The sequence below is a fragment of the Neisseria sp. genome (genome assembly GCF_041804105.1).
Classification (GTDB): Bacteria; Pseudomonadota; Gammaproteobacteria; order Burkholderiales; family Neisseriaceae; genus Neisseria.
In genome coordinates this window covers 1-23,358 of sequence record NZ_JBHCJY010000042.1, presented here as the reverse complement: position 1 = coordinate 23,358, position 23,358 = coordinate 1, and the positions used below count along the sequence as shown (strand labels likewise).

At 55.7% G+C, this 23,358-nt stretch carries 23 protein-coding genes; 8 read left to right on the top strand and 15 right to left on the bottom strand.

Annotated elements, in window-relative coordinates; genetic code table 11:
• Window positions 1-452 precede the first annotated feature (452 nt).
• Complete coding sequence (locus ACEYDX_RS04385; RefSeq protein WP_373740814.1) at window positions 453-632, top strand: hypothetical protein; 180 nt, start codon at window positions 453-455, stop codon at window positions 630-632.
• 97 nt (window positions 633-729) lie between these two features.
• On the opposite strand, the gene putP is transcribed toward ACEYDX_RS04385, so the two are convergent.
• Window positions 730-2,247: a sodium/proline symporter PutP gene (putP, locus tag ACEYDX_RS04380; RefSeq protein WP_373740813.1), complete on the bottom strand. Its 1,518-nt coding sequence runs from the start codon at window positions 2,245-2,247 to the stop codon at window positions 730-732.
• 276 nt (window positions 2,248-2,523) lie between these two features.
• A complete protein-coding gene (glnA, locus tag ACEYDX_RS04375; RefSeq protein WP_373740812.1) occupies window positions 2,524-3,942 on the bottom strand; it encodes a type I glutamate--ammonia ligase in 1,419 nt (472 codons plus the stop codon).
• A gap of 855 nt (window positions 3,943-4,797) precedes the next feature.
• Between glnA and aroE the strand changes: the two genes are divergently transcribed.
• On the top strand, window positions 4,798-5,610 hold the full coding sequence (gene aroE, locus ACEYDX_RS04370) for a shikimate dehydrogenase (protein WP_373740818.1): 813 nt from the start codon (window positions 4,798-4,800) through the stop codon (window positions 5,608-5,610).
• A gap of 1 nt (window position 5,611) precedes the next feature.
• The gene (gene mtgA, locus ACEYDX_RS04365; RefSeq protein ID WP_373740811.1) at window positions 5,612-6,304 is read left to right on the top strand and encodes a monofunctional biosynthetic peptidoglycan transglycosylase; all 693 of its coding nucleotides are present in this window, start codon (window positions 5,612-5,614) and stop codon (window positions 6,302-6,304) included.
• Between the two features lie 231 nt (window positions 6,305-6,535).
• Here the strand turns inward: mtgA and ACEYDX_RS04360 are convergent, their stop codons facing one another.
• Together ACEYDX_RS04360 and ACEYDX_RS04355 are read right to left on the bottom strand one after the other, a co-directional pair.
• The gene (locus ACEYDX_RS04360) at window positions 6,536-7,141 is read right to left on the bottom strand and encodes a sugar O-acetyltransferase (RefSeq protein WP_373740810.1); all 606 of its coding nucleotides are present in this window, start codon (window positions 7,139-7,141) and stop codon (window positions 6,536-6,538) included.
• A gap of 68 nt (window positions 7,142-7,209) precedes the next feature.
• Window positions 7,210-8,004 carry a thymidylate synthase gene (locus ACEYDX_RS04355; protein WP_373740809.1) on the bottom strand — a complete coding sequence of 265 codons (795 nt, stop codon included), beginning with the start codon at window positions 8,002-8,004 and terminating at the stop codon, window positions 7,210-7,212.
• A gap of 391 nt (window positions 8,005-8,395) precedes the next feature.
• Between ACEYDX_RS04355 and gdhA the strand changes: the two genes are divergently transcribed.
• Window positions 8,396-9,733, top strand: a complete 1,338-nt coding sequence (gene gdhA, locus ACEYDX_RS04350; RefSeq protein ID WP_373740808.1) for an NADP-specific glutamate dehydrogenase — start codon at window positions 8,396-8,398, stop codon at window positions 9,731-9,733.
• 425 nt (window positions 9,734-10,158) lie between these two features.
• Here gdhA and ACEYDX_RS04345 read toward each other — a convergent pair whose 3' ends face one another.
• The 11 genes from ACEYDX_RS04345 to ACEYDX_RS04295 all read right to left on the bottom strand — a co-directional run bounded on the left by ACEYDX_RS04345 (window position 10,159) and on the right by ACEYDX_RS04295 (window position 20,327).
• Window positions 10,159-10,710: a hypothetical protein gene (locus ACEYDX_RS04345; RefSeq protein ID WP_373740807.1), complete on the bottom strand. Its 552-nt coding sequence runs from the start codon at window positions 10,708-10,710 to the stop codon at window positions 10,159-10,161.
• A gap of 61 nt (window positions 10,711-10,771) precedes the next feature.
• On the bottom strand, window positions 10,772-11,182 hold the full coding sequence (locus ACEYDX_RS04340) for a hypothetical protein (protein ID WP_373740806.1): 411 nt from the start codon (window positions 11,180-11,182) through the stop codon (window positions 10,772-10,774).
• A gap of 27 nt (window positions 11,183-11,209) precedes the next feature.
• Window positions 11,210-13,129 (bottom strand): ATP-binding cassette domain-containing protein, encoded by a 1,920-nt coding sequence (locus ACEYDX_RS04335; RefSeq protein WP_373740805.1) that lies wholly within the window; start codon window positions 13,127-13,129, stop codon window positions 11,210-11,212.
• 545 nt (window positions 13,130-13,674) lie between these two features.
• On the bottom strand, window positions 13,675-15,390 hold the full coding sequence (locus ACEYDX_RS04330) for a flotillin family protein (RefSeq protein ID WP_373740804.1): 1,716 nt from the start codon (window positions 15,388-15,390) through the stop codon (window positions 13,675-13,677).
• 167 nt (window positions 15,391-15,557) lie between these two features.
• The gene (locus ACEYDX_RS04325; RefSeq protein WP_373740803.1) at window positions 15,558-16,220 is read right to left on the bottom strand and encodes an OB-fold-containig protein; all 663 of its coding nucleotides are present in this window, start codon (window positions 16,218-16,220) and stop codon (window positions 15,558-15,560) included.
• Window positions 16,221-16,303: 83 nt separating this feature from the next.
• The gene (locus tag ACEYDX_RS04320; RefSeq protein WP_373740802.1) at window positions 16,304-17,239 is read right to left on the bottom strand and encodes a hypothetical protein; all 936 of its coding nucleotides are present in this window, start codon (window positions 17,237-17,239) and stop codon (window positions 16,304-16,306) included.
• A gap of 556 nt (window positions 17,240-17,795) precedes the next feature.
• On the bottom strand, window positions 17,796-18,455 hold the full coding sequence (locus tag ACEYDX_RS04315; protein ID WP_373740801.1) for a PspA/IM30 family protein: 660 nt from the start codon (window positions 18,453-18,455) through the stop codon (window positions 17,796-17,798).
• 126 nt (window positions 18,456-18,581) lie between these two features.
• Window positions 18,582-18,968: a toxin-antitoxin system protein gene (locus ACEYDX_RS04310; protein WP_373740800.1), complete on the bottom strand. Its 387-nt coding sequence runs from the start codon at window positions 18,966-18,968 to the stop codon at window positions 18,582-18,584.
• A gap of 2 nt (window positions 18,969-18,970) precedes the next feature.
• Entirely contained in the window at window positions 18,971-19,474 is a 504-nt protein-coding gene (locus ACEYDX_RS04305) for a hypothetical protein (protein ID WP_373740799.1), read from the bottom strand.
• Entirely contained in the window at window positions 19,419-19,793 is a 375-nt protein-coding gene (locus ACEYDX_RS04300; RefSeq protein ID WP_373740798.1) for a hypothetical protein, read from the bottom strand. The genes ACEYDX_RS04305 and ACEYDX_RS04300 overlap by 56 nt, the downstream gene beginning before the upstream one ends.
• Before the next feature lie 87 nt (window positions 19,794-19,880).
• The gene (locus ACEYDX_RS04295; RefSeq protein ID WP_373740797.1) at window positions 19,881-20,327 is read right to left on the bottom strand and encodes an isoprenylcysteine carboxylmethyltransferase family protein; all 447 of its coding nucleotides are present in this window, start codon (window positions 20,325-20,327) and stop codon (window positions 19,881-19,883) included.
• Window positions 20,328-20,604: 277 nt separating this feature from the next.
• Between ACEYDX_RS04295 and ACEYDX_RS04290 the strand changes: the two genes are divergently transcribed.
• The 4 genes from ACEYDX_RS04290 to ACEYDX_RS04275 all read left to right on the top strand — a co-directional run.
• The gene (locus ACEYDX_RS04290; protein ID WP_373740796.1) at window positions 20,605-21,270 is read left to right on the top strand and encodes a response regulator; all 666 of its coding nucleotides are present in this window, start codon (window positions 20,605-20,607) and stop codon (window positions 21,268-21,270) included.
• Between the two features lie 155 nt (window positions 21,271-21,425).
• Window positions 21,426-21,728 carry a PepSY domain-containing protein gene (locus ACEYDX_RS04285; protein WP_373740795.1) on the top strand — a complete coding sequence of 101 codons (303 nt, stop codon included), beginning with the start codon at window positions 21,426-21,428 and terminating at the stop codon, window positions 21,726-21,728.
• Window positions 21,729-21,817: 89 nt separating this feature from the next.
• Window positions 21,818-22,117, top strand: coding sequence for a PepSY domain-containing protein (locus tag ACEYDX_RS04280; RefSeq protein ID WP_373740794.1), 300 nt, complete (start codon window positions 21,818-21,820; stop codon window positions 22,115-22,117).
• Between the two features lie 355 nt (window positions 22,118-22,472).
• Window positions 22,473-23,358 (top strand): histidine kinase dimerization/phospho-acceptor domain-containing protein (locus ACEYDX_RS04275; RefSeq protein ID WP_373740793.1); only part of this gene is annotated, 886 nt, incomplete at its 3' end.

Sequence of the window (23,358 nt, the reverse complement as noted above, 5' to 3'; positions counted from 1 at the left end):
GGGCAAATGTTTCGGGCGTTTCGTGTTTTCCCACGGAGAACGGGTTGTTGCGGGAGGCAGGCCGTTTGAAAAGTTTTTCAGACAGGCATGGTTATTCGGTTTTGCAGGGTATAAGTTCGTAGGTTGGGTGTAACCCCACCGCTGTTCAGACGGCGTCAATTGGTGGGTTGACACCCACCCTGCAGCTTGGGTTTCAGACAGGCATCTGTGTTTTCAGACGGCGTGGGTTGGGGAACGGGCATCCGAAATTCAAGGTTTGCCAACTGTATTTTCAGGCCGTCTGAAATGTTGGACGTTCCGGCGAGCTGTTTCCTTTCCTTGTAGGTCGGGCATTCATGCCCGACAATGGATGGTTCCGTTTGCCGTTTCGTCGGGCATGAATGCCCGACCTACGGTGTTTTTGTGTGTGTAGGGTGGGTGTGAACCTACTACTTTTCAGATGGTGTCAATTGGTGGGTTTACACCCACCCTGCGGTTTGGGTTTCAGACAGGCTTTGTCGGGGCGGATGCCGTCTGAAAACGGGAAGCGGGTATGCGGTAAAGCGTTGCCGTGCTGCGTCGGTTTCGGCGCGGGCTTGGTGAACGGCGGCTTCGGTTGCGGAACGGTAAACCGGTGCGGTTTGGTATTTTAGATGTGCCGTTCGGTGTTTCGTTCACTGTTTTTCAGACGGCATCTGTATCAGGCCGTCTGAAAACGGGCGGCAAAAAGCGGGCATGTGCCCGCTTTGCTTATCTGGCTGCGCGGTATTCCGCGTCGGCCTGTTCGAATTTTTCCACCACTTCGCGCGGGGGTTCTTTGCCGGCCAGCGACACGATCATGGAAACCATCCAGCAGGCGATGAAGCCGGGAACGATTTCGTACATGGTGGCCATGCCTGCGGCTTTGAGCGCGGGGTTGGCGAATTCGGCCCAGGCCACGCATACCACGGCGCCGGTAATCATGCCGGCCAGCGCGCCGTGCGCGGTCATGCGTTTCCACAATACCGACAGAATCACGACGGGGCCGAACGCGGCGCCGAAGCCCGCCCATGCGTAGGAAACCAGTCCCAAGACTTTGCTCTCGGGGTTGGAGGCAATCAGAATGGCGATGACGGCCACGGCCAATACCATGATGCGGCCGACCCAAACCAGTTCGCCCTGTGGTGCGTTGCGGCGCAGGAAGCCTTTGTAGAAGTCTTCGGTAATCGCGCTGGAGCATACGAGCAGTTGGCACGACAGGGTGGACATGACGGCGGCAAGGATGGCGGACAGGATGATGCCGGCAATCCACGGATTGAACAGGATGGTGGAGAGGGCGATGAAGATGCGTTCGTTGTTGCCGTCCATCGCGCCGACTTGGTCGGGATGGGCGCCGAAGTAGGCGATGCCGAAATAGCCGACGGCTACGGCGCCGCCTAGGCAGAGGATCATCCAGGTCATGCCGATGCGGCGCGCGCTGGTGAGCGATTTGACGTTTTCGGCGGCCATGAAGCGGGCGAGGATGTGCGGCTGGCCGAAATAGCCCAAGCCCCATGCGGCGGTGGAGATGATGCCGAGGAAGGTGGTGCCGGCAAACAGGCTGCCGTATTCTTTGCCGGTGGTTTGGGCGGCGGCTTGAATGGCGGCGTTCATTTCGTCTGCGCCGCCGAGCGCGAGGTAAACCATTATCGGGGTCAGAATCAGCGCGAAAATCATCAGGGTGGCCTGTACGGTGTCTGTCCAGCTTACCGCGAGAAAGCCGCCGATGAAGGTGTAGGCGATGGTTGCGCCCGCGCCCAGCCACATGGCGGTTTCGTAGCTCATGCCTTCAAACAGGCTCTGGAACAGGCGTGCGCCCGCCACGATGCCGGAGGCGCAGTAAATGGTGAAGAAAAACAGGATGATGATGGCGGAAATCACCTTCATCGCATGGCCGTGCGCGCCGAAACGGTGGTAGAAATAATCCGGCAGCGTGAGCGCGTTGTTGGCGTATTCGGTGTGCACGCGCAGGCGGCCGGCCACCAAAAGCCAGTTGAGCCACGCGCCGATGACCAGCCCGATGGCAATCCACGCTTCGCTCAGGCCCGCGGCATAAATCGCGCCGGGCAGCCCCATCAGCAGCCAGCCCGACATGTCGGACGCACCGGCGGACATCGCGGTAACGAACGGGCCGAGACTGCGCCCGCCGAGAATATAGTCGTCGAAATTGCGCGTGGAGAAGTAGGCGGCAAGGCCGATGAGAAGGACGGCAACCAGATAGATGCCGAAGGTGATGTACATGGGATTCATATTTTTCTGCTCCTCAAGGCTGTGCGCGTGCGCAAGCCGGTTGTTTTTCTGATAAAGCGCCGGTGGAAGTTGCGGAGCGGATTTCCGAAAAATCCTTTTAACGGCAAATGCTTGCGCAAGAAAACAAAAGCATGGTGTCTGTAAAAACGCAGGCATCGGCGGTGAGCATACCGTAAAAGACCGTGAAAGCAAAGCATCTGCGCCGTTTTGTGTAGTCGGATGTAATAAAGGCCGTCTGAATGTTTTCAGACGGCCTTGCGAATACGATGCCCGATATTACAGGCTGTAATACATTTCGAATTCCAGCGGGTGCGGTGCCATGCGGATGCGGCGTACGTCTTCTTCTTTGAAGGCGATGTAGCTGTCGATCCAGTCTTTGCTGAACACGCCGCCGCGCGTCAGGAATTCGTGGTCGGCACGCAGGGCTTCAAGGGCTTCTTCCAGCGAGGCGCACACGGTCGGCACGAGCGCGTCTTCTTCGGGCGGCAGGTCGTACAGGTTTTTGGTGGCCGGTTCGCCCGGGTGGATTTTGTTTTGGATGCCGTCCAAACCGGCCATCAGCAGCGCGGCAAAGGCCAGATACGGGTTGGCGGACGGGTCGGGGAAACGGGCTTCGATGCGCACGGCTTTCGGGCTGGTTACCGCCGGAATGCGGATGGAGGCGGAACGGTTTTTGGCGGAGTAGGCCAGTTTGACCGGTGCTTCAAAGTGCGGCACCAGGCGTTTGTAGGAGTTGGTGGCGGGGTTGCAGATGGCGTTGAGCGCTTTGGCGTGTTTGATGATGCCGCCGATGTAGTACAAAGCGGTTTCGCTCAAGCCCGCATAGCCGTCGCCCGCAAACAGGTTCTGCCCGTCTTTCCAGATGGACTGGTGGACGTGCATGCCCGAGCCGTTGTCGCCCATGATGGGTTTGGGCATGAAGGTGGCGGTTTTGCCGAAATTGTGGGCCACGTTGAAAATCACGTATTTCTGGTCTTGGGTTTGGTCGGCGCGGCGCACCAGCGTGTTGAAGCGGGTACCGATTTCCATTTGGCTGCCGGTGCCGACTTCGGCGTGGTGCACTTCCACTTCGATGCCGATTTCTTCGAGAATGTTGACCATGGCCGAACGCAAATCCTGTCCTGCATCCACGGGTGCGACGGGTGCGTAGCCGCCCTTAACGGTGGAACGGTGGCCGGTGTTTTGGCCGTCGAGATGCAGGCCGCTGGCCCATGCGCCGCTTTCCGAAGTGATTTCGTAGCGGGTTTTGTGCATGCCGGTTTCGAATTCCACGCCGTCGAACACGAAAAACTCGGGTTCGGGGCCGAAAAACGCCGTGTCGCCGATGCCCGACGATTTCAGGTAGGCTTCGGCGCGTTTGGCGATGGAACGCGGGTCGCGGTCGTAGCCCTGGCCATTGGCGGGGTCGATGACGTCGCAGATAACGGCAACGGTGGTGTCGTCGTAAAACGGGTCGATATAGGCGGTGGCCGGGTCGGGCCGGAGCTGCATGTCGGAAGCCTGCACGCCTTTCCAGCCGCCGATGGACGAGCCGTCGAACGCCTGCCCGTTTTCAAACCATTCTTCGGGGTCGTCGAGCACGATACGGGCGGGAACGGTAAAGTGGTGCTGCTTGCCGTTGGTGTCGGTGAAGCGCAAATCTACGAAGCGGGCTTCGTTTTCTTCAATCAGTTTGACAACGTCTTTGACAGACATGATGGCTCCTAAAATCGGTATGGAATCTATGGCGGAAAAGGTTCAACTGCGGTATTTTGCCACAGTTGGGGTACGAAAAACACGGTTTGCGGCAAATAAAATAACGGGCGGCGGTTTGCCCGGCAAAGGCCGTCTGAAAATACCGGTGCGAAGGAAAACGGGTTGCCGAGAGCGGTTGGCTCGGGATTGTCTTTATGAACAGGCTGTGTCGGTACTGTACGTGGATTGAGGCCGCAGCGTTTGCAACCGTCATTCCGGCTCAAGCGGGTATTCACACCGTTATGTTCAGGGATAAGATTTTTTGGCAGCTTTTCCGGTTTTCCGGATTCCCGCCTGAGCCGGAATAATAAAGATATGGATGTCGTTAAGGCATCATCCAACATTACAGCCTTAAAAATACGGTGCAGCTTCCCGTAAGGTGCGGACAGCGGTTTTCAGACGGCCTTGATGTTGTTGGGAACAGGGCCGCGGATGGACGGCTGAAATATAATTTTCGACGGGGAAATTGTCAACAATTTTGGTGCGGATGTTTTGCGCCGTACTTTGGCGAAACGTTCGCCGATAAAGTCCTGCTTGGGTTTTCCGGATGGAAAAGGCAGCGGAAAAATGCGGCGGAAAAGTGCAAAAAAGCGTTTTCAGACGGCCTTTGCCGTTGAAAGCGCCGTCGGGCAGATAAAACACCGTTATAATGATGACATGCCGCGTGTGCACATGTGTTGGTTCAGGCCGTCTGAAGCCCGACGCATCTACGGATGCCCAATCGGGGGGAACGGCGGTATCGGCCTCAACCGCACCGTTTAAACACAAAGCCTGATGAATAAACCTAAGCGCAGTCGTATCCAAAGGAATGCCATGATGAATCTGAAACCCCGTTATGCCGTGTTCGGCAATCCCGTCGCCCACAGTAAATCGCCGCAAATCCATCAGGAATTTGCCAAACAGGAAGGTGCGGACATCGATTACGGCCGAATTTGCGCCGACATCGGCGGGTTTGCGGAAGCAGCGGCGCGCTTTTTTGCCGAAGGCGGGCAGGGCGCGAATGTAACGCTGCCGTTCAAAGTCGATGCCTACAACTGGGTGGACGAACATTCCGAGCGTGCTTTGGCGGCAGGGGCGGTGAACACGGTTATCCCGTTGGGGGGCGGGCGTTTCCTGGGGGACAATACCGACGGCGTCGGCATGGTGCAGGATATCCTGAAAGCGCAGAACGTCGGCATTGCGGGCAGGAACATTCTGATTATCGGTGCGGGCGGCGCGGTGCGCGGCGTGGTGCCTGTGTTGCAGGACGAAAAACCGGCGGGCATCGTTATCGCCAACCGGACACCCGAAAAAGCGCGGGAACTGGCCGGCAGGTTCGGCGTTCAGACGGCCTTATTGTCGGAACTGCCTGCCGACGGCTTCGACATCATCATCAATGCTTCGTCGGGCGGTTTGAGCGGCGAACTTCCCGACATCGCGCCCGAGGTGTTCGGCAAGTGCCTGTTGGCCTACGATATGGTTTACGGCAAAGAAGCCGAACCGTTTTTACGTTTTGCCCGAGCGTCGGGTGCGGTGCAAACCGCCGACGGGCTGGGCATGCTGGTCGGGCAGGCCGCCTTTTCCTACCAGCTGTGGCGCGGTTTTGCACCCGACATCGTTCCCGTTATCCGCACAATCAAGGAACTCTGAGATGCGTATCCTGAAATGGCTCGTCGCGCTGCCGGTGGCCGTGTTCGTTTTTTTCAATGCCTATGTTTACGGTAACATCATTACCTACCGCGCCGTCGCACCGCACAAAACGTCGTTTATGTGGGTGCGGATGAACCAGTACGCGCGCGAAAACCGCGATGTTTCTCTCGATTACCGCTGGGTGCCGTACAACCGGATTTCCGTCAATCTGAAAAAGGCGCTGATTGCTTCCGAAGACGCCGCGTTTTCCAGCCACAGCGGTTTCGATTGGAACGGCATCAAAAACGCGATGCGGCGCAACGAAGCCAGCGGCACCATCAAAGGCGGCGGTTCCACCATCAGCCAGCAGCTGTCGAAAAACCTGTTTCTCAACGAATGGCAGAGCTATATCCGCAAAGGCGAAGAAGCCGCCATCACCGCTATGCTCGAAGCCACCACCGACAAAGACCGTATTTTCGAACTTTATCTGAACGTTATCGAATGGGGGCACGGCGTATTTGGCGCTGAAGCTGCGGCGCGGCATTTCTATAAAAAGCCCGCCGCCAACCTCACCAAACAGCAGGCTGCCAAGCTCGCCGCCCGTGTTCCCGCGCCGCTGTTCTACGCCGACAACCCCAAGTCCAAACGCCTGCGTGGTAAAACCAATATTATCCTGCGGCGGATGGGTTCGGCGGAACTGCCGGAGAACGAATAAGGCCGTAACTGCCGTATCCGGTGGCTTTTCAGACGGCCTGCTAATGTCAGATGAAGCCGTGGAAAAGCATGGGTGATGGTTTTTTGTTTGGCTGTGATCGGCACGGCAGAAAGCGTTTGTCCCCAATATTGCGGATAAATTTTAGGCAATGGCAGAAATCAATTCGCCGCCGCAGGTAAAAATGAAAAGGCCGTCTGAAACTTTTTCAGACGGCCTTTTTACCTACTGTTTTTATGGTTTATTGGTTTTAAATATATGTGGATTTTCTTTATCCTGGTCATCAATCGGCCGTAACACTTTACATGGGACACCGCCTGCAATCATATTGTCGGGAATGTCTTTCGTTACTACGCTGCCGGCGGCAATGACTACATTGCTGCCGATGGTTATGCCCGGCATGACTTTCACGCCGCCGCCGAACCAGACATTATCGCCAACCGTAATCGGGTGGGCGTATTCCAAGCCTTGATTGCGGCGTTCGGCGTCAACCGGGTGTCCGGAGGTGTAGAAACCGCAGTCGGGCGCGATGAAAACGTTGTCGCCGAAGGTAACTTTTGCGCCGTCGAGTATCACCAGATTATGATTGGCATAGAAATTTTCGCCCAATTCGATGTTGTAGCCGTAGTCGCACCAAAACGGCTGGGTAATGTAAAAATGCTGGGGTGTTTTTCCCAATAAGCGGCGCAGGATTTCGGTTTGCTTCGCGTTTTCAGACGGCCTGGTTTGGTTGAACTCAAAACAAGCGTCTTTAGCGTCGGCGCGTTCTTGTAACAATTCGGCATCATGATTGGCATCGTATAACACGCCTGCCTGCATTTTTTGTTTTTCAGTCGGCATCGTTTCACCTTGAATACAAATAAACTTGAGGCCGTCTGAAAAGAAATTTTTCAGACGGCCTCAAGCGGTTAAACGGCCACCGCCGCTTTGATGTGCGGGTGCGGGTCGTAATCCGTCAGTTCGAAATCTTCAAACTTGAATGCAAACAAATCTTTCACCTCGGGATTGATTTTCATCGTCGGCAGCGGGCGTGGTTCGCGGGAGAGTTGCAGTTCGGCCTGTTCGAAATGGTTGCTGTAAAGGTGTGCGTCGCCGAAAGTGTGGATGAATTCGCCTGCTTTCAAACCGCATACCTGCGCCATCATCATGGTCAGCAGCGCGTAGCTGGCGATGTTGAACGGTACGCCCAAGAAAATATCGGCGCTGCGTTGGTAGAGCTGGCAGGAGAGTTTGCCGTCGGCAACGTAAAACTGGAACAGCGCATGGCAGGGCGGCAAGGCCATTTCGTCAACAAGGGCGGGATTCCATGCGGAAACGATTAAGCGGCGGCTGTCGGGATTTTTTTTGATTTGTTCCACCACGTTGGCGATTTGGTCGATGTGGCGGCCGTCGGGAGCGGGCCAGCTGCGCCATTGGTAGCCGTAAACGGGGCCTAAGTCGCCGTTTTCGTCGGCCCATTCGTCCCAAATCGAAACATTGTTGTCTTTCAGGTATTTGATGTTGGTGTCGCCTTTGAGAAACCACAACAGCTCGTGGATGATGGAGCGCAGGTGCAGCTTTTTGGTGGTCAGAAGCGGAAAGCCGTCGTTCAAATCGAAACGCATTTGATGGCCGAATACCGAGCGCGTACCCGTGCCGGTGCGGTCGGATTTGTCGGTGCCGCGGGTTAAAACGTGCTGCATCAGGTCGAGATATGGTTTCATGTCGTGCCTTCGGATGTTTTGCAGGTCTGCGGAATGCAGCCTGAGGGCGGATTATAGCAGGCCGTGTGCATCGCGTGCCAATAGGCGGAAGATGTGTGCTGCAATTGGCGGATTCGGCGGCAAGCGGCGGTTTGTCTAAAAAAGAAAGCACAGGCCGTCTGAAACCCGTTTTTCAGACGGCCTGGTGCTGGAACAGGAAGGTTTTTAGGATTAATTGTTGACAATCTAAGTTTTGCTGTTTTAAAAAATCTGATTAAAATCAAAAAATAAGTTTAGATTGTTGACAATTTTACGTGAAAAAGCTTGGCAGAAAAATAAAATGGGTTTATAGTTTTCTCCACGAAATCCCGTGTGATTGTTACAAACCGTTTACCTTAGTCCGGAGAAGAAAATGACAGACTTAAACAACCTGTTCGCCAAGATCAAACAGCGCGATCCCAACCAAACCGTATTCCATCAGGCTGTCGAAGAAGTGTTCCAAAGTCTCGGCCCGTTTCTGGCGCAAAACCAGAAATATACCAAGCAGGGTCTGCTTGAGCGCATCGTCGAACCCGAGCGCGTGATTATGTTCCGCGTACCGTGGGTGGACGACAAAGGCGAAGTGCAGGTCAACCGCGGCTACCGCGTGCAGATGTCTTCCGCCATCGGTCCCTACAAAGGCGGTCTGCGTTTCCATCCCAGCGTGGATTTGGGCGTATTGAAATTTCTGGCCTTCGAGCAGGTGTTCAAAAACTCGCTGACCACCCTGCCGATGGGCGGCGGCAAAGGCGGTTCGGATTTCGACCCCAAAGGCAAATCCGACGGCGAAGTGATGCGCTTCTGCCAATCGTTTATGAGCGAACTGTTCCGCCACATCGGCGCGGATACCGACGTACCCGCCGGCGACATCGGTGTGGGTGGTCGTGAAATCGGCTTCCTGTACGGCCAATACAAACGCCTGCGCAACGAATTCGCATCCGTGCTTACCGGCAAAGCCCTGCAATGGGGTGGCAGCCTGATTCGTCCCGAAGCCACCGGTTACGGTACCGTTTACTTTGCCGAAGCCATGCTGAAAACCCGAGGCGACAGCTTTGCCGGCAAACGCGTGGTGGTTTCCGGTTCGGGCAACGTTGCCCAATACGCCTGTGAAAAATCCATCCAGTTGGGTGCGAAAGTGCTGACCGTTTCCGATTCCAACGGTTTCGTGAAATTCGCCGACAACGGCATGACCGAAGCGCAACTGGCCGCCCTGATCGAACTGAAAGAAGTGCGCCGCGAACGTTTGTCGGTTTACGCCAAAGAACAGGGCTTGGAATACTTTGCCGACCAAAAACCGTGGAGCGTGCCGTGCGACATCGCGCTGCCTTGCGCAACCCAGAACGAATTGGACGAAAACGATGCCAAAACGCTGTTGTCCAACGGCTGTTTCGTGGTGGCCGAAGGTGCCAATATGCCGTCCACTCTGGGTGCGGTCGAAGCCTTCGTCAACGCGAAAATCCTGTATGCCCCGGGCAAAGCGGCCAACGCCGGCGGCGTGGCGACTTCGGGTCTCGAAATGAGCCAAAACGCCATCCGCCTGTCTTGGACGCGCGAAGAAGTTGACCAGCGGCTGTTGGGCATCATGTTGAGCATCCACGAATCCTGCGTGCAGTACGGCAAAGAAAACGGCACCGTCAACTATGTCAACGGTGCGAACATCGCCGGTTTCGTCAAAGTTGCCGATGCCATGCTGGCACAGGGCGTGGTGTAAGGTTTTCCTGATTTTGAGTGGCTGTAAAAGCGAAGGCCGTCTGAAAATTTTTCAGACGGCCTTTTATCGTTTGACTGCGTTTGCGTGCCACACATGCCGTCTGAAAAACCATTTCAGACGGCATGTATCGTTTGGCAGTTGAGACAGAGCATTGGTCTGTGCGGCGTCGCTCACAGCCGTCATTCCAGCGCAGGCGAGAATCCATGTTTGCCGTTAAGGTTTGGTTGGATAACCGTTTAACAGTGAATGTTTCCCGTATTTCTCCATGGATTCCCGCCTGTGCGGGAATGACGGTATTAGGGAAACTGCCGCATTATTCTGGTAACGGTTCCCGTGTTCCATTTGATATGGTTGTACTTGCAATAAACAGGCCGTCTGAAAAACGTTTTCAGACGGCCTGTTTCGGTTGGGGAGCAAAACTGCGGCTACATCCGTCCCAATTCCCGTTGCAGTGCCTGTATGCTCAATTGATGGTCGAGCACACTGCTTTGCAGGGAGTTGATTTGCTGTTGGTTAATGGTGCCGCCTTTGGCGGTTCGGGCTTCGCTGAGCGATTTCTGTGCGGTGTTCAGGGCTTTGCGTTCGTTGGCCAGTTCCTGCTCGAGAATGCTGCGGCGGCTGTTGTTGGCGGGTTTCGGTACGGAAGCGGCAGCCGTGGGCGCGGGTACATATGCGGCTTTGACCGGGGCGGCTTTAGGAACGGCGGCTCTGGCGGTGTTCTGTTTTTTACGTGTGGGGCGGGCTGCGGTTTCGCTGCCGTTGTCTGCGCGGATAACGGGCGGGGGAGGAGGTGCGTCGTAGCGGGCGCTGCTGTATTTGCCGATGGAGGGCAGGTCGGCGGAACGGCAGTCGCCGCCCGGGTTGGACGTGTAAACGGTTTCGCCGTTGCGTTCGCAGGTGTAGATTCTTGCGGCTTGTGCGGTTTGGGCGGCTGCGGCGGCAAGCAGCAGGCCGATAATCCCGTGCAGTGTTTTCATATGTATTTTTGACGACTTTTGTTGTGATTGTGTTGTGGGGTAGGGGGACGGGTTGTCCGTTTTACATCGGCGGCGGCGGTTCCGGCATGGGCGCGGCTGCGGGTTTGGGGGCAGCAGGTTTTACGGCGGACGGAACGGGCGGCGGTGTTTGCGGTTTGGTGTCCGCTACGGCTGCTTGGGGGGCTGCGGGTGTTTTTTCCGCCGTGTGGCCGTTTGCGCTGCTTTGCGGTTTTTCAGACGGCGTGTTTTGGGCCGTGCCGTTTTGTGCGGGCGCGTATTTTACGCCGTTGTAGCCGCTGATGCGGGGCAGTTTTTCGTTTTTGCATTTGCCGCTGCCGTCGGAGGTATAGACGGTACGGCCGCCGGAAATGCAGGTAAACACCTGGGCGGCTGCCGGTACGGACAGGGCGAGTGCGGCGGTTGCTGCGGTTAGGGAGAGGGTGGTTTTCAGAGACATGTTTTCCTGTTTCATATGGTGTTGCGGTTTTCAGACGGCCTTTCAGCTTGGAAACTGCGCTTCGATTTCGGCGTGTACCCGTTCGAGTTCTTCCTGATGGGACAGCCAGCTTTCTTCTAGTTTTGTTAATTTTACTTTTGTTTCTGTTAATTTTGCCAGCGTTTTTTGCAGTTCGGCTTTGTTTTCATCGCTATACGCATCTTCTTGTGCCAAAAATGTTTCACAGGCCGTCTGAATTTCCGTCAGCCCGGCCATTTCTTTTTCGGCTTGGTCGATTTTCTGCTGTATCGGTTTGGTGCGGCGGGCTTTTTCCTGGCGCATCTGGGCTTCCAGCCGTTTGGTGTCTTTGCGGTTTTGGCTTTGCACTGAGGCTGCGGGGGAGGCTGCGGCATTTTCCTGCGCCAAACGCCATTGGCGGTAGTCGTTCAAATCGCCGTCGAACGGTTTCAGACGGCCTTGGTCAATCAGTAGGAAGCTGTCGGTGGTGGCTTCGAGCAGGCTGCGGTCGTGCGACACCACAATCAGCGCGCCCTGAAAGCTTTGCAGCGCGAGCGTGAGCGCGTGGCGCATGTCCAAATCGAGGTGGTTGGTCGGTTCGTCGAGCAGCAGCAGGTTGGGTTTCTGCCACACGATCATCGCCAGCGCGAGACGGGCTTTTTCGCCGCCGGAAAACGGTTCGATTTTCTGCAATGCCGCATCGCCGACGAAATTGAAACCGCCGAGAAAGTTGCGGATTTCCTGTTCGCGCACGGCGGGCGAAAGCTGTTGGATGTGCCAGACGGGGCTTTGGTCGTCGCGCAGGGTGTCGAGCTGGTGTTGGGCGAAATAGCCGATGTTGAGTTTGTCGGACTTGGTGATGCTGCCCGAACGCAATTCGAGTTCGCCTGCCAAGGCTTTGATAAATGTGGATTTTCCGCTGTCGTTGACACCGAGCAGGCCGTAGCGCGCGCCGCTTTCGAGCGAAAGGGTGATGTCGTGCAGAACGGTGCTGCTGCCGTAGCCCAAGGCGGCTTTGTCCAGCTTTAACAAGGGGTTGGGCAGATGGGCGGGGCTGTCGAATTCAAACGAAAATTCGCTGTCGAGATGCGCGGGCGCGATGCGTTCCAGCTTGGCCAAGGCTTTCATACGGCTTTGCGCCTGCACTGCTTTGGTGGCCTTGGCTTTGAAACGGTCGATAAACGATTGCAGGTGTTTGATGTGCGCCTGCTGTTTGGCATAGGCGGCTTGCTGTTGCGCCAAACGCCGCGCCCGCTCGGTTTGGTAGAAATCGTAGCCGCCGCCGTAGAGCGTGAGTTTTTGGTTTGCCAATTCAACGGTTTGCGTGGTGGCGGCATTGAGAAAATCACGGTCGTGCGAAATGATGATTTGCGTGCACGGCAGGTTGGCCAGATGGTTTTCCAGCCACAACACGGTTTCCAAATCCAAGTGGTTGGTCGGCTCGTCGAGCAGCAGCAGGTCGGCACGGCACATCAACGCCTGCGCGAGATTGAGCCGCATCCGCCAGCCGCCGGAAAATTCTTTCACGCTCTTGGCGTGTTCTTCCTGCGAAAACCCTAAGCCGCCCAACAATTTGGCGGCACGCGCGGGGGCGGTGTAGGCATCGATTTCTTCGAGCCTGGCATGGTATTCGGCCTGTTTCATGCCGTCGTTGGCCGCTTCCGCAGCGGCCAAGGCCGTCTGAAAAGCCTGCAATTCGGCATCGCCCTGCAATACATAATCCAACGCGGAAACCGCCAGAGCGGGCGTTTCCTGTGCCACCGACGCGATTTTCCAGTGTTTCGGAACGGAAATATCGCCCGCATCCTGTGTGATTTCGCCTTTAATCAGCGCAAACAGGCTGGATTTGCCCGTGCCGTTTTTGCCGATCAGGCCGACGCGCTGGTTGGGGTTGACGGTTACGGACGCTTGGTCGAGCAAAACTTTCAGGCCGCGGCGGAGAGTAAGGTTTTTGAGTTCGAGCATGGTGCGGGGAGCGGGATAATGGGAAAGGGCGTTATTTTAACCGAAATACCGTCGGCGTTACTTTGCGGTTGCATAAGCAGGAAAGGCCGTCTGAAAACTTTTCAGACGGCCTTTGCTTCATGGCCTTCGGGTTTCACTCACTTTCAGTTGTCAATTCAATAGGCGGATACCTGCCTGTTGTTCAGACGGCATCTGTTGTTTGAATGGTTGCGGCGTTCTGCTGGCCGCATTATTTTGGTCTTTTTTGGTTGACGACTGTATCGTGTAATTTTCAGAGTCGTCATTTCCGCGCAGGCGGGAATCTATGGTTGATATTCGTAAATACATGAATAAAAAAGGTTTTTGTATAGTAACGCTGAATTCCTGCCTGCGCGGGAAGGATGAATTTCAGAGATACGGTACAGATCAACGCATTGTGTAGGTGCAGTTCAATACAAATATGGCCATTTCAAATTCAGCCTTTTCAAACAATCAAAGGCCGTTTCTAAAACAGGCCGTCTGAAAATGTTTTCAGACGGCCTGTTTGGTTTTCGGCATGCGGGTGCTTAATCCGCCTGTTTGCCGGAAACGCCTTTGTCCAAGCCTTGCGTCAGGCCGTTGATGTCTGCGCCGTTCAAGCCGATTTCTTTCAGGAGGTTATCGACCAGCGGGGCTTGGCTGCGGTAGCGCAGCGCGCTGTTGACCATTTGGTCGGCCAGGCTGGATTGGCCGTCTGAAACGGCGTTGTCCGTACCGCCGCCCGAGCCGCCGAAACCGCCCAAACCGTTTACCTGCAGAATCTTGATGTCGTCGATGTTTTCCATCGGGCGCACGGATTCGCGGATGATGTCGGGCAGGTGGCGCAGCAGGGCAAGGCGGATCTGCATTTCGACCTGTTCCACGCTCAATACGTTGGCCGCTTCGTTGACCGCTTTCGTGCCTTCGGCATCCACTTTGTATTGCTGTTCCTGCGCCTGCGCCAGCAGGATTTTCGCATCGGCTTCGCCCTTGGCCTGCAGACGCTGTTTCTCGGCCTCGGCTTCAGCGGCGATGCGCACGGCTTCGGCACGGTCTTGCGCCGCCAGTTTTTCGGCGTCGGCGGCTACGGTTAACGCGATGGCGTCTTTTTGCGCGGCTTCCTGCGCGGCAATCAGTTCCACCGCTTTGGCACGTTCGGCGCGCTCGGTTTCGCGCACGGTAATCACGCTTTCTTCTTCGCGAACGGCGGCGGCGCGGGCTTTGTCGGCTTCGGCTTTGGCTTCCGATTCGGCGCGTGATTTTTCGGCTACGGCAATGGCGCGGTCCTGTTCGGCCAGTTCAATCGCTTTGCGGCGTTCCACTTCGGCCTGCTCGACGGCCTGCGCTTTTTTGATGTCTTCGTTTTTGATGTCGCGCTCGGCGATGATGCGCTTCAAATCCACTTCGCGTTCGGCGGCGATTTTGGCTTCTTCGGCTTCGCGTTTTTTGGCCGCTTCCTGTTCGGCGATGCTGGCTTCCTGTTCGGCGCGGCGCACGGCGATTTCGCGTTCCTGTTCCAGCTTGGCGTATTCTTCTTCGCGGGCGATTTTTAAACGCTGCTGCTCGGCTTCGAGGTTTTTCGCCTTAATCGCCAAATCGGTGTCCTGCTCGATTTCGTTGCGCTTTTTGCGGCGCACTTCGATGGTTTCGGTGAGCTTGGTCAAACCTTCCGCGTCGAACGCGTTTTGCGGGTTGAAGAATTCGAAGCTGGTTTGGTCTAAACCGGTGAGCGACACGGTTTCCAGTTCCAAGCCGTTTTTGAACAAATCTTCGGAAACCACCTGCTGAACTTTCTGTACGAAATCCACCCGTTTTTCGTGCAGCTCTTCCATCGCCATTTCCGCGGCCACGGCGCGCAGGCTGTCCACGAATTTGCCTTCCACCAATTCTTTGAGCTGCTCGGGCGACATGGTTTTCATGCCCAAAGTCTGCGCGGCGGTGGCGATGCTCTCGGCGGTGGGTTTCACGCGCACATAAAACTCGGCGGTAACGTCCACGCGCATACGGTCGCGGGTAATCAGCGCGGCATCGGCGGCGCGGCGCACTTCCAGCCGCAGCGTATTCATGTTGACGGGAATGACTTCGTGCAGTACGGGCAGCACCAGCGCACCGCCGTTCATAATCACTTTTTCGCCGCCGAAACCCGTGCGCACGAAGGAAACTTCTTTGGTGGCGCGGCGGTAGAGGCGGGTGAGAATCAGGCCGAGGATAAAGAGGGCGACGAGGATGATGCCGGCGATGCTGGCGATGGTGATGAGGGTCATAACGTTTCCTTTGATTGAGGTTGGGTGGGATAGGTATTTACAGTGTGTTTCGGTTTTTCAGACGGCCTAAAGCACAGCAGGCCGTCTGAAAGGCAGTTGGTTTGAAATGGTTGGGTTTGTGTGGTTCGGGAACTTGGTTTCCGTTCCCCGATATTTTTCAGACGGCCTTAATCCGTCAGACTCCCGCTCGGGTTGGCAATCGCTTTGAACATGCCGCCGTCCGCCGACACCAGCAAAACGGCATCGCCCTGTTTCAACACGTCTTCCGTATCCGCTTGGGCCATCACATAATGCTGCTGGCCGAATTGGTCTTTCACGCGCACCTGCGCCGCGCTGTCCTGCCGCGCTTCGCCGATAACCACCACGCCCACGCGTCCGACCAAACTGTTTTGCGCCACGGCGGTGGTTTCATCTTTCGGCATGATTTTATACAGCGCTGCCGCCGTGCCGCGTACCAAAGGCAGGCAGACGAACCAGGTTGCGGCGGCGGCCAGCCAGCCGTTCAGGTAGCTGCCGGCAACGGCGGCAAAGGCCGTCTGAACCAGCAGCCCGGTGATGCCGAACACGGCCAGAAACACCACCGTCAGCATCAGCAGCGGCACTTTGCCGACATACAGCCAGCTCAAAAAACGGATAAACACGCCCGCATCCGCCGCGTCCAAACCCACTTCCGCGTGTGCGTCAGTGAGGCTGTCGGGCAGCAGGTTGTCGATAAAATCGGTGAAACCGCCCGAAAGCAGCGAAACGAGTTCCAGCAGGCCGAGCATCAGCATGAGCATCAGTGCAACGCCGAATACGGTGTTTTCAGGGGCAGTGATCAAATTCCACATGGTTGTCCTTTATCTTTTCAGACGGCCTGTTCAAAACGGATGAGGCCGTCTGAAAAACTGTTTCCGTTCATTTAAAAGTATGGCTATTCGGACGGCTTTTCCAAGCCCGTTTCGCGCATCACGGCGGCGGCCAGCGCATGATTCTCCAGCCCCTGCCAGCGGCGGACGTATTCATCCGCTGTCTGCTGCGTTTTTTCGTCCGAATCGGAAAACAGGCTGCCGGTCAGCTTTTGCCACCAGCTTCGCGGCTTTCCCCGCCGCAATACTTTTTGCACGGAATGGGCAACGGCGGGGTCGTAAAACTCGCGGCTGCATGTACGTTGTCCGAAACACGCGGCAAATTGCTGCATCACGGCCGGTTCGCGTCGGGCGGCTTCGCCCAGCCAGTAAAGGCCGTCTGAAACCTTGCCGCCGCCGTAAAGTTGGAGGCTTGCCAGCGCGTATTGTGCCGTGCCGTAACCCGCCTGTGCCAGCGGTTTCAGGGCTTGCGCCGCACCGCTGCCGTCGATGCCCGGCTTTTCTTCCAAACACATCCGCACGTTGTCGGCAGTATGAAAATCGGGATACCGCGTAACGGCCTGTATCATCAGCCCGCAGCCTTTTGCATCGTCGCGCGGTACGCCGTTTTTTCCTTCCAGATAGGCAACGCCGAGATTGTTCTGTGCTTTCCAATGGCCTGCCTGCGCCGCCTGTTCGAGCAGCGGCAGCGCAGCCGCCCAGTCGTTTGCACGGGCATGGTTCATGCCTTGGCGGTAGAGCTTTTCCGTTTCAGGGGCAACGGCGGGAACCGGCAGCGGTTCGTTCGGTACAACGGGTTTGTCGGCAGCGCGTTTTGCAGTTAGGCCGTCTGAAAGCGGCTTCGCGGCATTTTTTTCCGTTTTTTCCGCTGCGGCCTGCGGTTCGGGCGTTTGCGGCATGTTGGCGTATATCAGTCCGGCGATGCTGCAAACCAGCACCACGGCTGCGGCGGCCACCCCTTTGCGTTCGGCAGGAGAGAGTTTGTAAGACGTTTGCTGCATGGTTTTTTTTATGTTTTATTGTGTCGGAACCGTATTTTCAGACGGCCTGTCCGCCTTGTGTTGGAAGGCCGTCTGAAAATGAAATATTGTTATGCAATAATGGACTTCAGATAAAAAAGAGACAACATTAGCATTTCATAAAACATCCAGCCGAAAAAGCAGAAGGCAATCAGGAACGGACGATGCTTAAAAAAGCTCTTAAATTTCAGTCGACTGTTGCATTGTTTTTCCAGTAAATCCAAAAAACTCTGTTGTTCCGAACCTTCGCTATTTTCGTAAATTTCAGTTTTCAGCATATCTATGGCTTTTTTGATATGGACTTTCCACCCATCTATAACCAATTTATTGTCGTATTCTGCTTTTAAATCATTGAACACAATCACAACATAGAAATACATGATTAAGAAAGCAGCAATTAATCCTATGACAGGATGGTCTTTACCTAGTGATCATGTTGAAATAGTTGCTAATAAAAACCATGCTGCGTGGTAATTAAGTATTCGGTGGTAAGCAGCTATTTGATTATCAAGGTTGTTAATTTTTTCAATAAAATCCATCATTTCCCCGCTTTCAATGCGGCCAGCCGTTCTGCAATGCGGTTGTTGCGGCTCAAATCTTCCAGCTCTTTCAGTTTGGCCAGCTGCGCGGCTTCAGTGGCGGTGTGGACGGCGTTCTGCCTGCCCATCACGCGGTCGAACGCGTTGCCGCTTTTTTCCGCTTCGCGCGCGATGCGGTTCAGGTTGCCGCCCGATGTGCCGCCTGTGTCTGCGGTGTTCTGCGCGGCTTTCCATTCCTGCAACTGCTGCTGCATTTCGCGGCGTTTGGCCTGCAATGCGGCGATAAAGCCTTCGAGTTCTTTTTCCTGTGCGGCGCAGTCGGCGATGGTGTTTTCCAACACGGGCAGACGCGCTTCGATGTCCATCTGTTCGGCGATGCCCGCTTCGGCCAAATCGTCGCGCCCCGCATCGACGGCGGCTTGCAGGCTGGCGGCAAGGGCTTCGTGGCGGTTGCTTTCGTCGGCCATTTTCTTGGCGGCAAGGTGTTTCTGCGCCAGCACTTTGCCCAATTCGGCGCGCACTTCGTCGATTGCGCGTTCGATTTCGCGGATGTTTTCGTTCATCACCGCTTCGGGCATCAGGTTTTCCGCCGCATCTGCCAGCGCGTGAAAACCGCCGCTGACCAAACGTCCGACCCTGCGTGATAAGGTTTCGCTCATTTTTGTTTCCTTTTTAAAAACAGTGGGATGGTTTTTCAGACGGCCTTTTGCCGTTTGAAACCGTTTTGGTGTTTGATGCATGAACCTGCCTGCGTTACGGCTTCAATCCGTTTTCAGACGGCCTGTCTAGCGGTAGCCGTAAACCGTCAGGCTGCCCGGTTCCAAATCAAACTCGAATTGCCCGCAATCGTTGATGGCCTGCGCCAAAGCAGGCAAATCGGTATCGTTCGGCAGCGTAACCGCCATGTATTCGATTTCCGACAGTTTCAGCGGCCCGGCAGTCCAGTCGTCGGTATGGCCGCGCAGGGTTTCCGAGTAGATTTTTAAACGCATTTCGTACAGCCGTTCCTCGTCCAGCATTTTTGCACGGGCGGTTTCTATTCCGGTGGCGGCAATGATGACATCAAAAATCTTTGCCCATTTGCTGTCGTTCATCAATCCGCCTTTTGTGGCGCGTAGGCGTTTGATTTTACGGGCGCGGCGTTCGGCCATTTCGGATAATCCGCTGCCCATTTTCAGACGGCCTCTCTTGCGGTTTTGACGATTTCCGCCAGTTTGAGCGTGTTTTCAAGCTCTTGCAGTACGGAATCGTCGTAAGCCGCGCCTTTGCCGGTAACGGCCAGCTGCAGTATGGAGTCGGTCAGCCGCACCGCGCGCCACATCATTTCGCGTTCGTGGTTTTTCAGGGCGGCAAGGTCGGTATCGTCGGGCAGGTTTTGCGCCAGCGTGGCGGCCAAATCGGGCAGCAATTCGAACAGCCGCGCCAGAATATGCGAGTGTACGCCCAGGTTTTTTTCCGCACGGGCAACGTCGCGCTTGGCGTTTTGCAGGAATTTTTCCATTGCGCCCAAAGCCGATTCGTAATCCTGCGCCTGCGTGTGCGCCAGCCGTGCCTGTTTGAGCAGTTCGCGGATTTTTTCAGACGGCGTATGCGCGCCTTCAAGGTTTAAAGAGGCAATAAAATCAGCATCTTCTTGTGTAATCCGCACGCTGACGGGAATTCGTGTGGCGGTGTTCATTACGTTTGAACCTTTTTGTATTCATTTGAATACGAATATACACAAGATAAATTCGTTTGGCAAGTTTTTCTCGGGTTGATTTTAAAAAAATATGAAAAACGGGTGGTGTGTTCAAAAGGATTTTTTGTAACCGGATGTTTTTTATTGAATTGGTTTGGTTCTTGATGTGCCGGTAAAACAACATGATGGCCGGCATCGGAAGGTTGGTTTCGGAGCGGCGGGAATCTGCGGCGGTGAAGGCGGTGGTTTTTTTGTTTGCGGTAAAGCGCCGGAACGGGGTTTCAGAAACTGTGTTTCCGTCTGCCTGCAAATGGTGCAAAAGGGGAGTTTTTTACGGAATATTGCTGAAGGCGTTGCGAAAAAACATAGAGGCCGTCTGAAAATGTTTTTCAGACGGCCTTTATGTTTACAGCCAGCGGCGGACGCGGCGGCAGTAGTCGAGATAGGGCCGGCCGAATTTTTCCGTGAGAATCCGTTCTTCGGGGCGTATCTGCCACAGGGTCAGGCAGGTGATGAACAGCGGCAGGCCGAGCCATGCGGCGGAATGGCCGAGCCACAATGCCCAAGCCGCCAGTTGGAAAACCATGCCCAGATACATAGGGTTGCGGGTGCGGCTGAAGATGCCGTGTTCGACGATGGCGGCGGTATGGTCGGGACGGAGCGGGTTGGCGGTGGTGCGTGCCTGATAAAACGCCCAAATACCTGCGGCTTGAACGACGATACCTGCGGCCAGCGCCAGCAATGCAAGGAACGGGGCAGGGGGCATCAAGGCGGGGATGTCGGTTCGGGCTGCAAGCCACATCAGTGCGGCGGTCAGCAGCAGCCAGACAAGGGGCGGGATTTTGAGTTCCATGTTCGGGACTCCTGAAGAGACAAGGTTGTGCGGGTAAGAATCGGTATAAATGGTTTGTCCCGTAACGCCGTGCCGTTTCGGTATCGGGATGTCCCGATGTGTCGGATTCGGCGGACGGGGTGGGAGGGATTGTAATACAGTGCCGGAGATTGCGGCTGAAGCCGATGGCCGTTATCCGGCGGGATTGCGGTTGCCGTATGCCTTGTTTGGAAAATGCGGCAGGCAATGCGGCACTTCACGTTATAATTCCGTTTATTTGCAGATACAAAGGGATGTTATGCGGATTTTATTGGTTGAAGACGATGCGATGATTGCCGATGCGGTGGCGGGCAGTCTGCGCGATGCGGGTTATGCGGTGGACTGGGTGGACAACGGTTTGCAGGCCGCAACTGCTGCCGCTGCCCAACCCTATGATTTGCTGCTGCTCGATTTGGGGCTGCCCGGGCAGGACGGATTGCAGGTATTGCGCGAAATACGGCAGGGCGGCAACCTACCTGTGCTGATTCTGACCGCACGCGACGATTTGGGCAGCCGCCTGTCGGGTTTGGACGGCGGTGCCGACGATTATCTGGTGAAACCGTTTGATTTGGCCGAACTGCATGCCCGCATCCGTGCGGTGTTGCGCCGGCGGCACGGCCAATCCGCCCCGCAGCCGGGCAACGGCGTGTTGACGCTTGACCCGGCCACGCATTGCGTTGCCGTGGCGGGCAATCCCGAAACAGTGGCTTTGAGCAGCAAGGAATTCGCCGTTTTGCAGGCCTTGCTGCTGCGGGCGGGCAGTATTCTGTCGCGCGCCGAACTGGAAGACAAAATCTACGGCTGGGGCGAGGAAGTGGAAAGCAATGCGGTGGATTATCTGATTCACGCGCTGCGGCGCAAAATCGGCAAAGAACACATCAAAAACATACGCGGCGTGGGTTGGATGGTGGATAAAGGCATTTGAAAAACAATGCGGTATGTTTTTCAGACGGCGTCTTAAAAAAATTTAACATCTCCCTAATTCTCTCCTAATTTTCGGTCGGTAAGATGCGAAGCGTAGCAAGAAAACACGGTGCAAACGCCGTATCTTACATCCAACCCTATACAAGGAAACCGAAAATGAAATTTGCCAAAACCGCTCTGATTGCCGCCGCCGCGCTGTCTTTCTCCGCCCCCGCTTTCGCCGATGACGACGAATGGCACTATCAGCAGAACCAAAGCCAGTACATCACTTATGAAAAAGCCGCCAAAATCGCTACCGATGCCGTAGGCCGAGGCGCGCGCACCAAGGAAGTCGATTTCGAACACAACCGCGTGGGCGGTGCGTATTTCGAAGTGGAGGTCTTCGGACAGGACGGCGAATACGATGTGGTGGTCGATGCCAAAACCGGCCGCGTGTTGAGCAAACGCCGCGACTACTAAACAATATACAAAATAAAACAGCAAAACGGTTTTCAGACGGCCAAGCCAAGGCCGTCTGAAAATCCTTTGCAGAGAGAGAACACAAACACATGAACCCGATGAAAGCCGTTCTGCTGGCCGCCGCACTTGCCTGTTCCGCCCCCGCGTTTGCCGACGATGACGACGGGCATTACAGCCGCAACCGCCACCGTTATATTTCCCATGAAAAAGCCGCGCAGATTGCCTCAGGTAAAATCGGACAAGGCGCGCGCATCGACGAAGTGGAATTTGAAAACAGCCGCTACGGCGGTGCCTATTTCGAAGTGGAGGTTCAGAAAGGCGCAAAAGAGTACAAAGTCGTCATCGATGCCGAAACAGGCCGTATCATTTCCGCACACCGCGATTACTGATTTTTTTGCCGTGTTTGGGTATTGTGTTGACCAGTAACCGGCAAGACCGATTTCTCCAACTTCCCACACGGATTCCCGCTCAGGCGGAAATCCGTGTGGGAAGTTTAAGCAATCTTGCTGATTCATGCGTTTGTGAATACCCAGTTGGATTTCCGTCTGCGCAGGAATGACGGCCGGTGTTGTGAATGCTCCATTCAATCAAATCTTTGTTTTTTATGATTATCTTTATGGCCGTTAAGAACTTTTCCGATGCCGGTCGGCATGCCCGATATGTCAGGGCAGAGCATCTCCAAACCGAAAACCGCTTGATTCAGACGGCCTTATCCATGCCGTCTGAAAACACGTCTGCCCAACCATGCTGACCACCATCAAAAACTCCCTGCAAATCCGCCTGACGCTGGCCTTCACGCTGCTGGTTTTCCTGTTTGCGCTGGTAGCCGGCGGCTATCTGTTTTACAGCGTTTACAGCGAAAGCAAAGAATTTCAGGACATCCTGCTCCGGCAGACCGCCACCCATCTCAATCCCGCCGCGCCGCCGCAACACGAAGGCGACAACGACGAACGCATCTATTTCGGCTTTCCCGACCGCGCCGATGCCGAAGAAGGCGATTTGCCGTTCCGTCTCGAAAGCGGCCGGCAGTCGGGGTTTTACGACGTTACCGACGGCGGCGACGATTTCCGTGTCTACATCCACAACAGCGGCAGCGGGCGCGTGGTGGTTTGGCAGGAAACCGAATTGCGCGAAGACATCGCGGAAGACCTGGCGTGGCACGGCGCGCTGCCCGTTTTGCTGCTGATACCGCTGTCCGCCGCCTTAACCGTTTGGATTGTGCGCCGCTCGCTCGCCCCCGTGCGGCGGCTGGCCGACAATCTCGAACGGCGCGGCGGCAGCGATTTGGAAGAGTTGCCCGAACACAATCTGCCCAGTGAAATCCTGCCGTTCGTGCAGGCCATCAACCGCCAGCTCGGGCGCGTTTCCGGTGCGATGCAGCAGCAGCAGCGGTTTATCGCCGACGCCGCCCACGAACTGCGCAGCCCGCTGACCGCTTTATCGTTGCAGGCCGACCGCATCGACACCGCCGCCCTGCCCAAAACCCAGCGTGGCCAGCTTGCCGCTTTGCAGCAGGGCATCGCCCGCAACCGCCGCCTGCTGGAACAGCTGCTCGCCCATGCCCGCGCCCAAGCCGCCGAAACCCGTCCCGCCGTTGCGCTGTCGGCGCAGAGGCTGTTCCGCCGCGTAT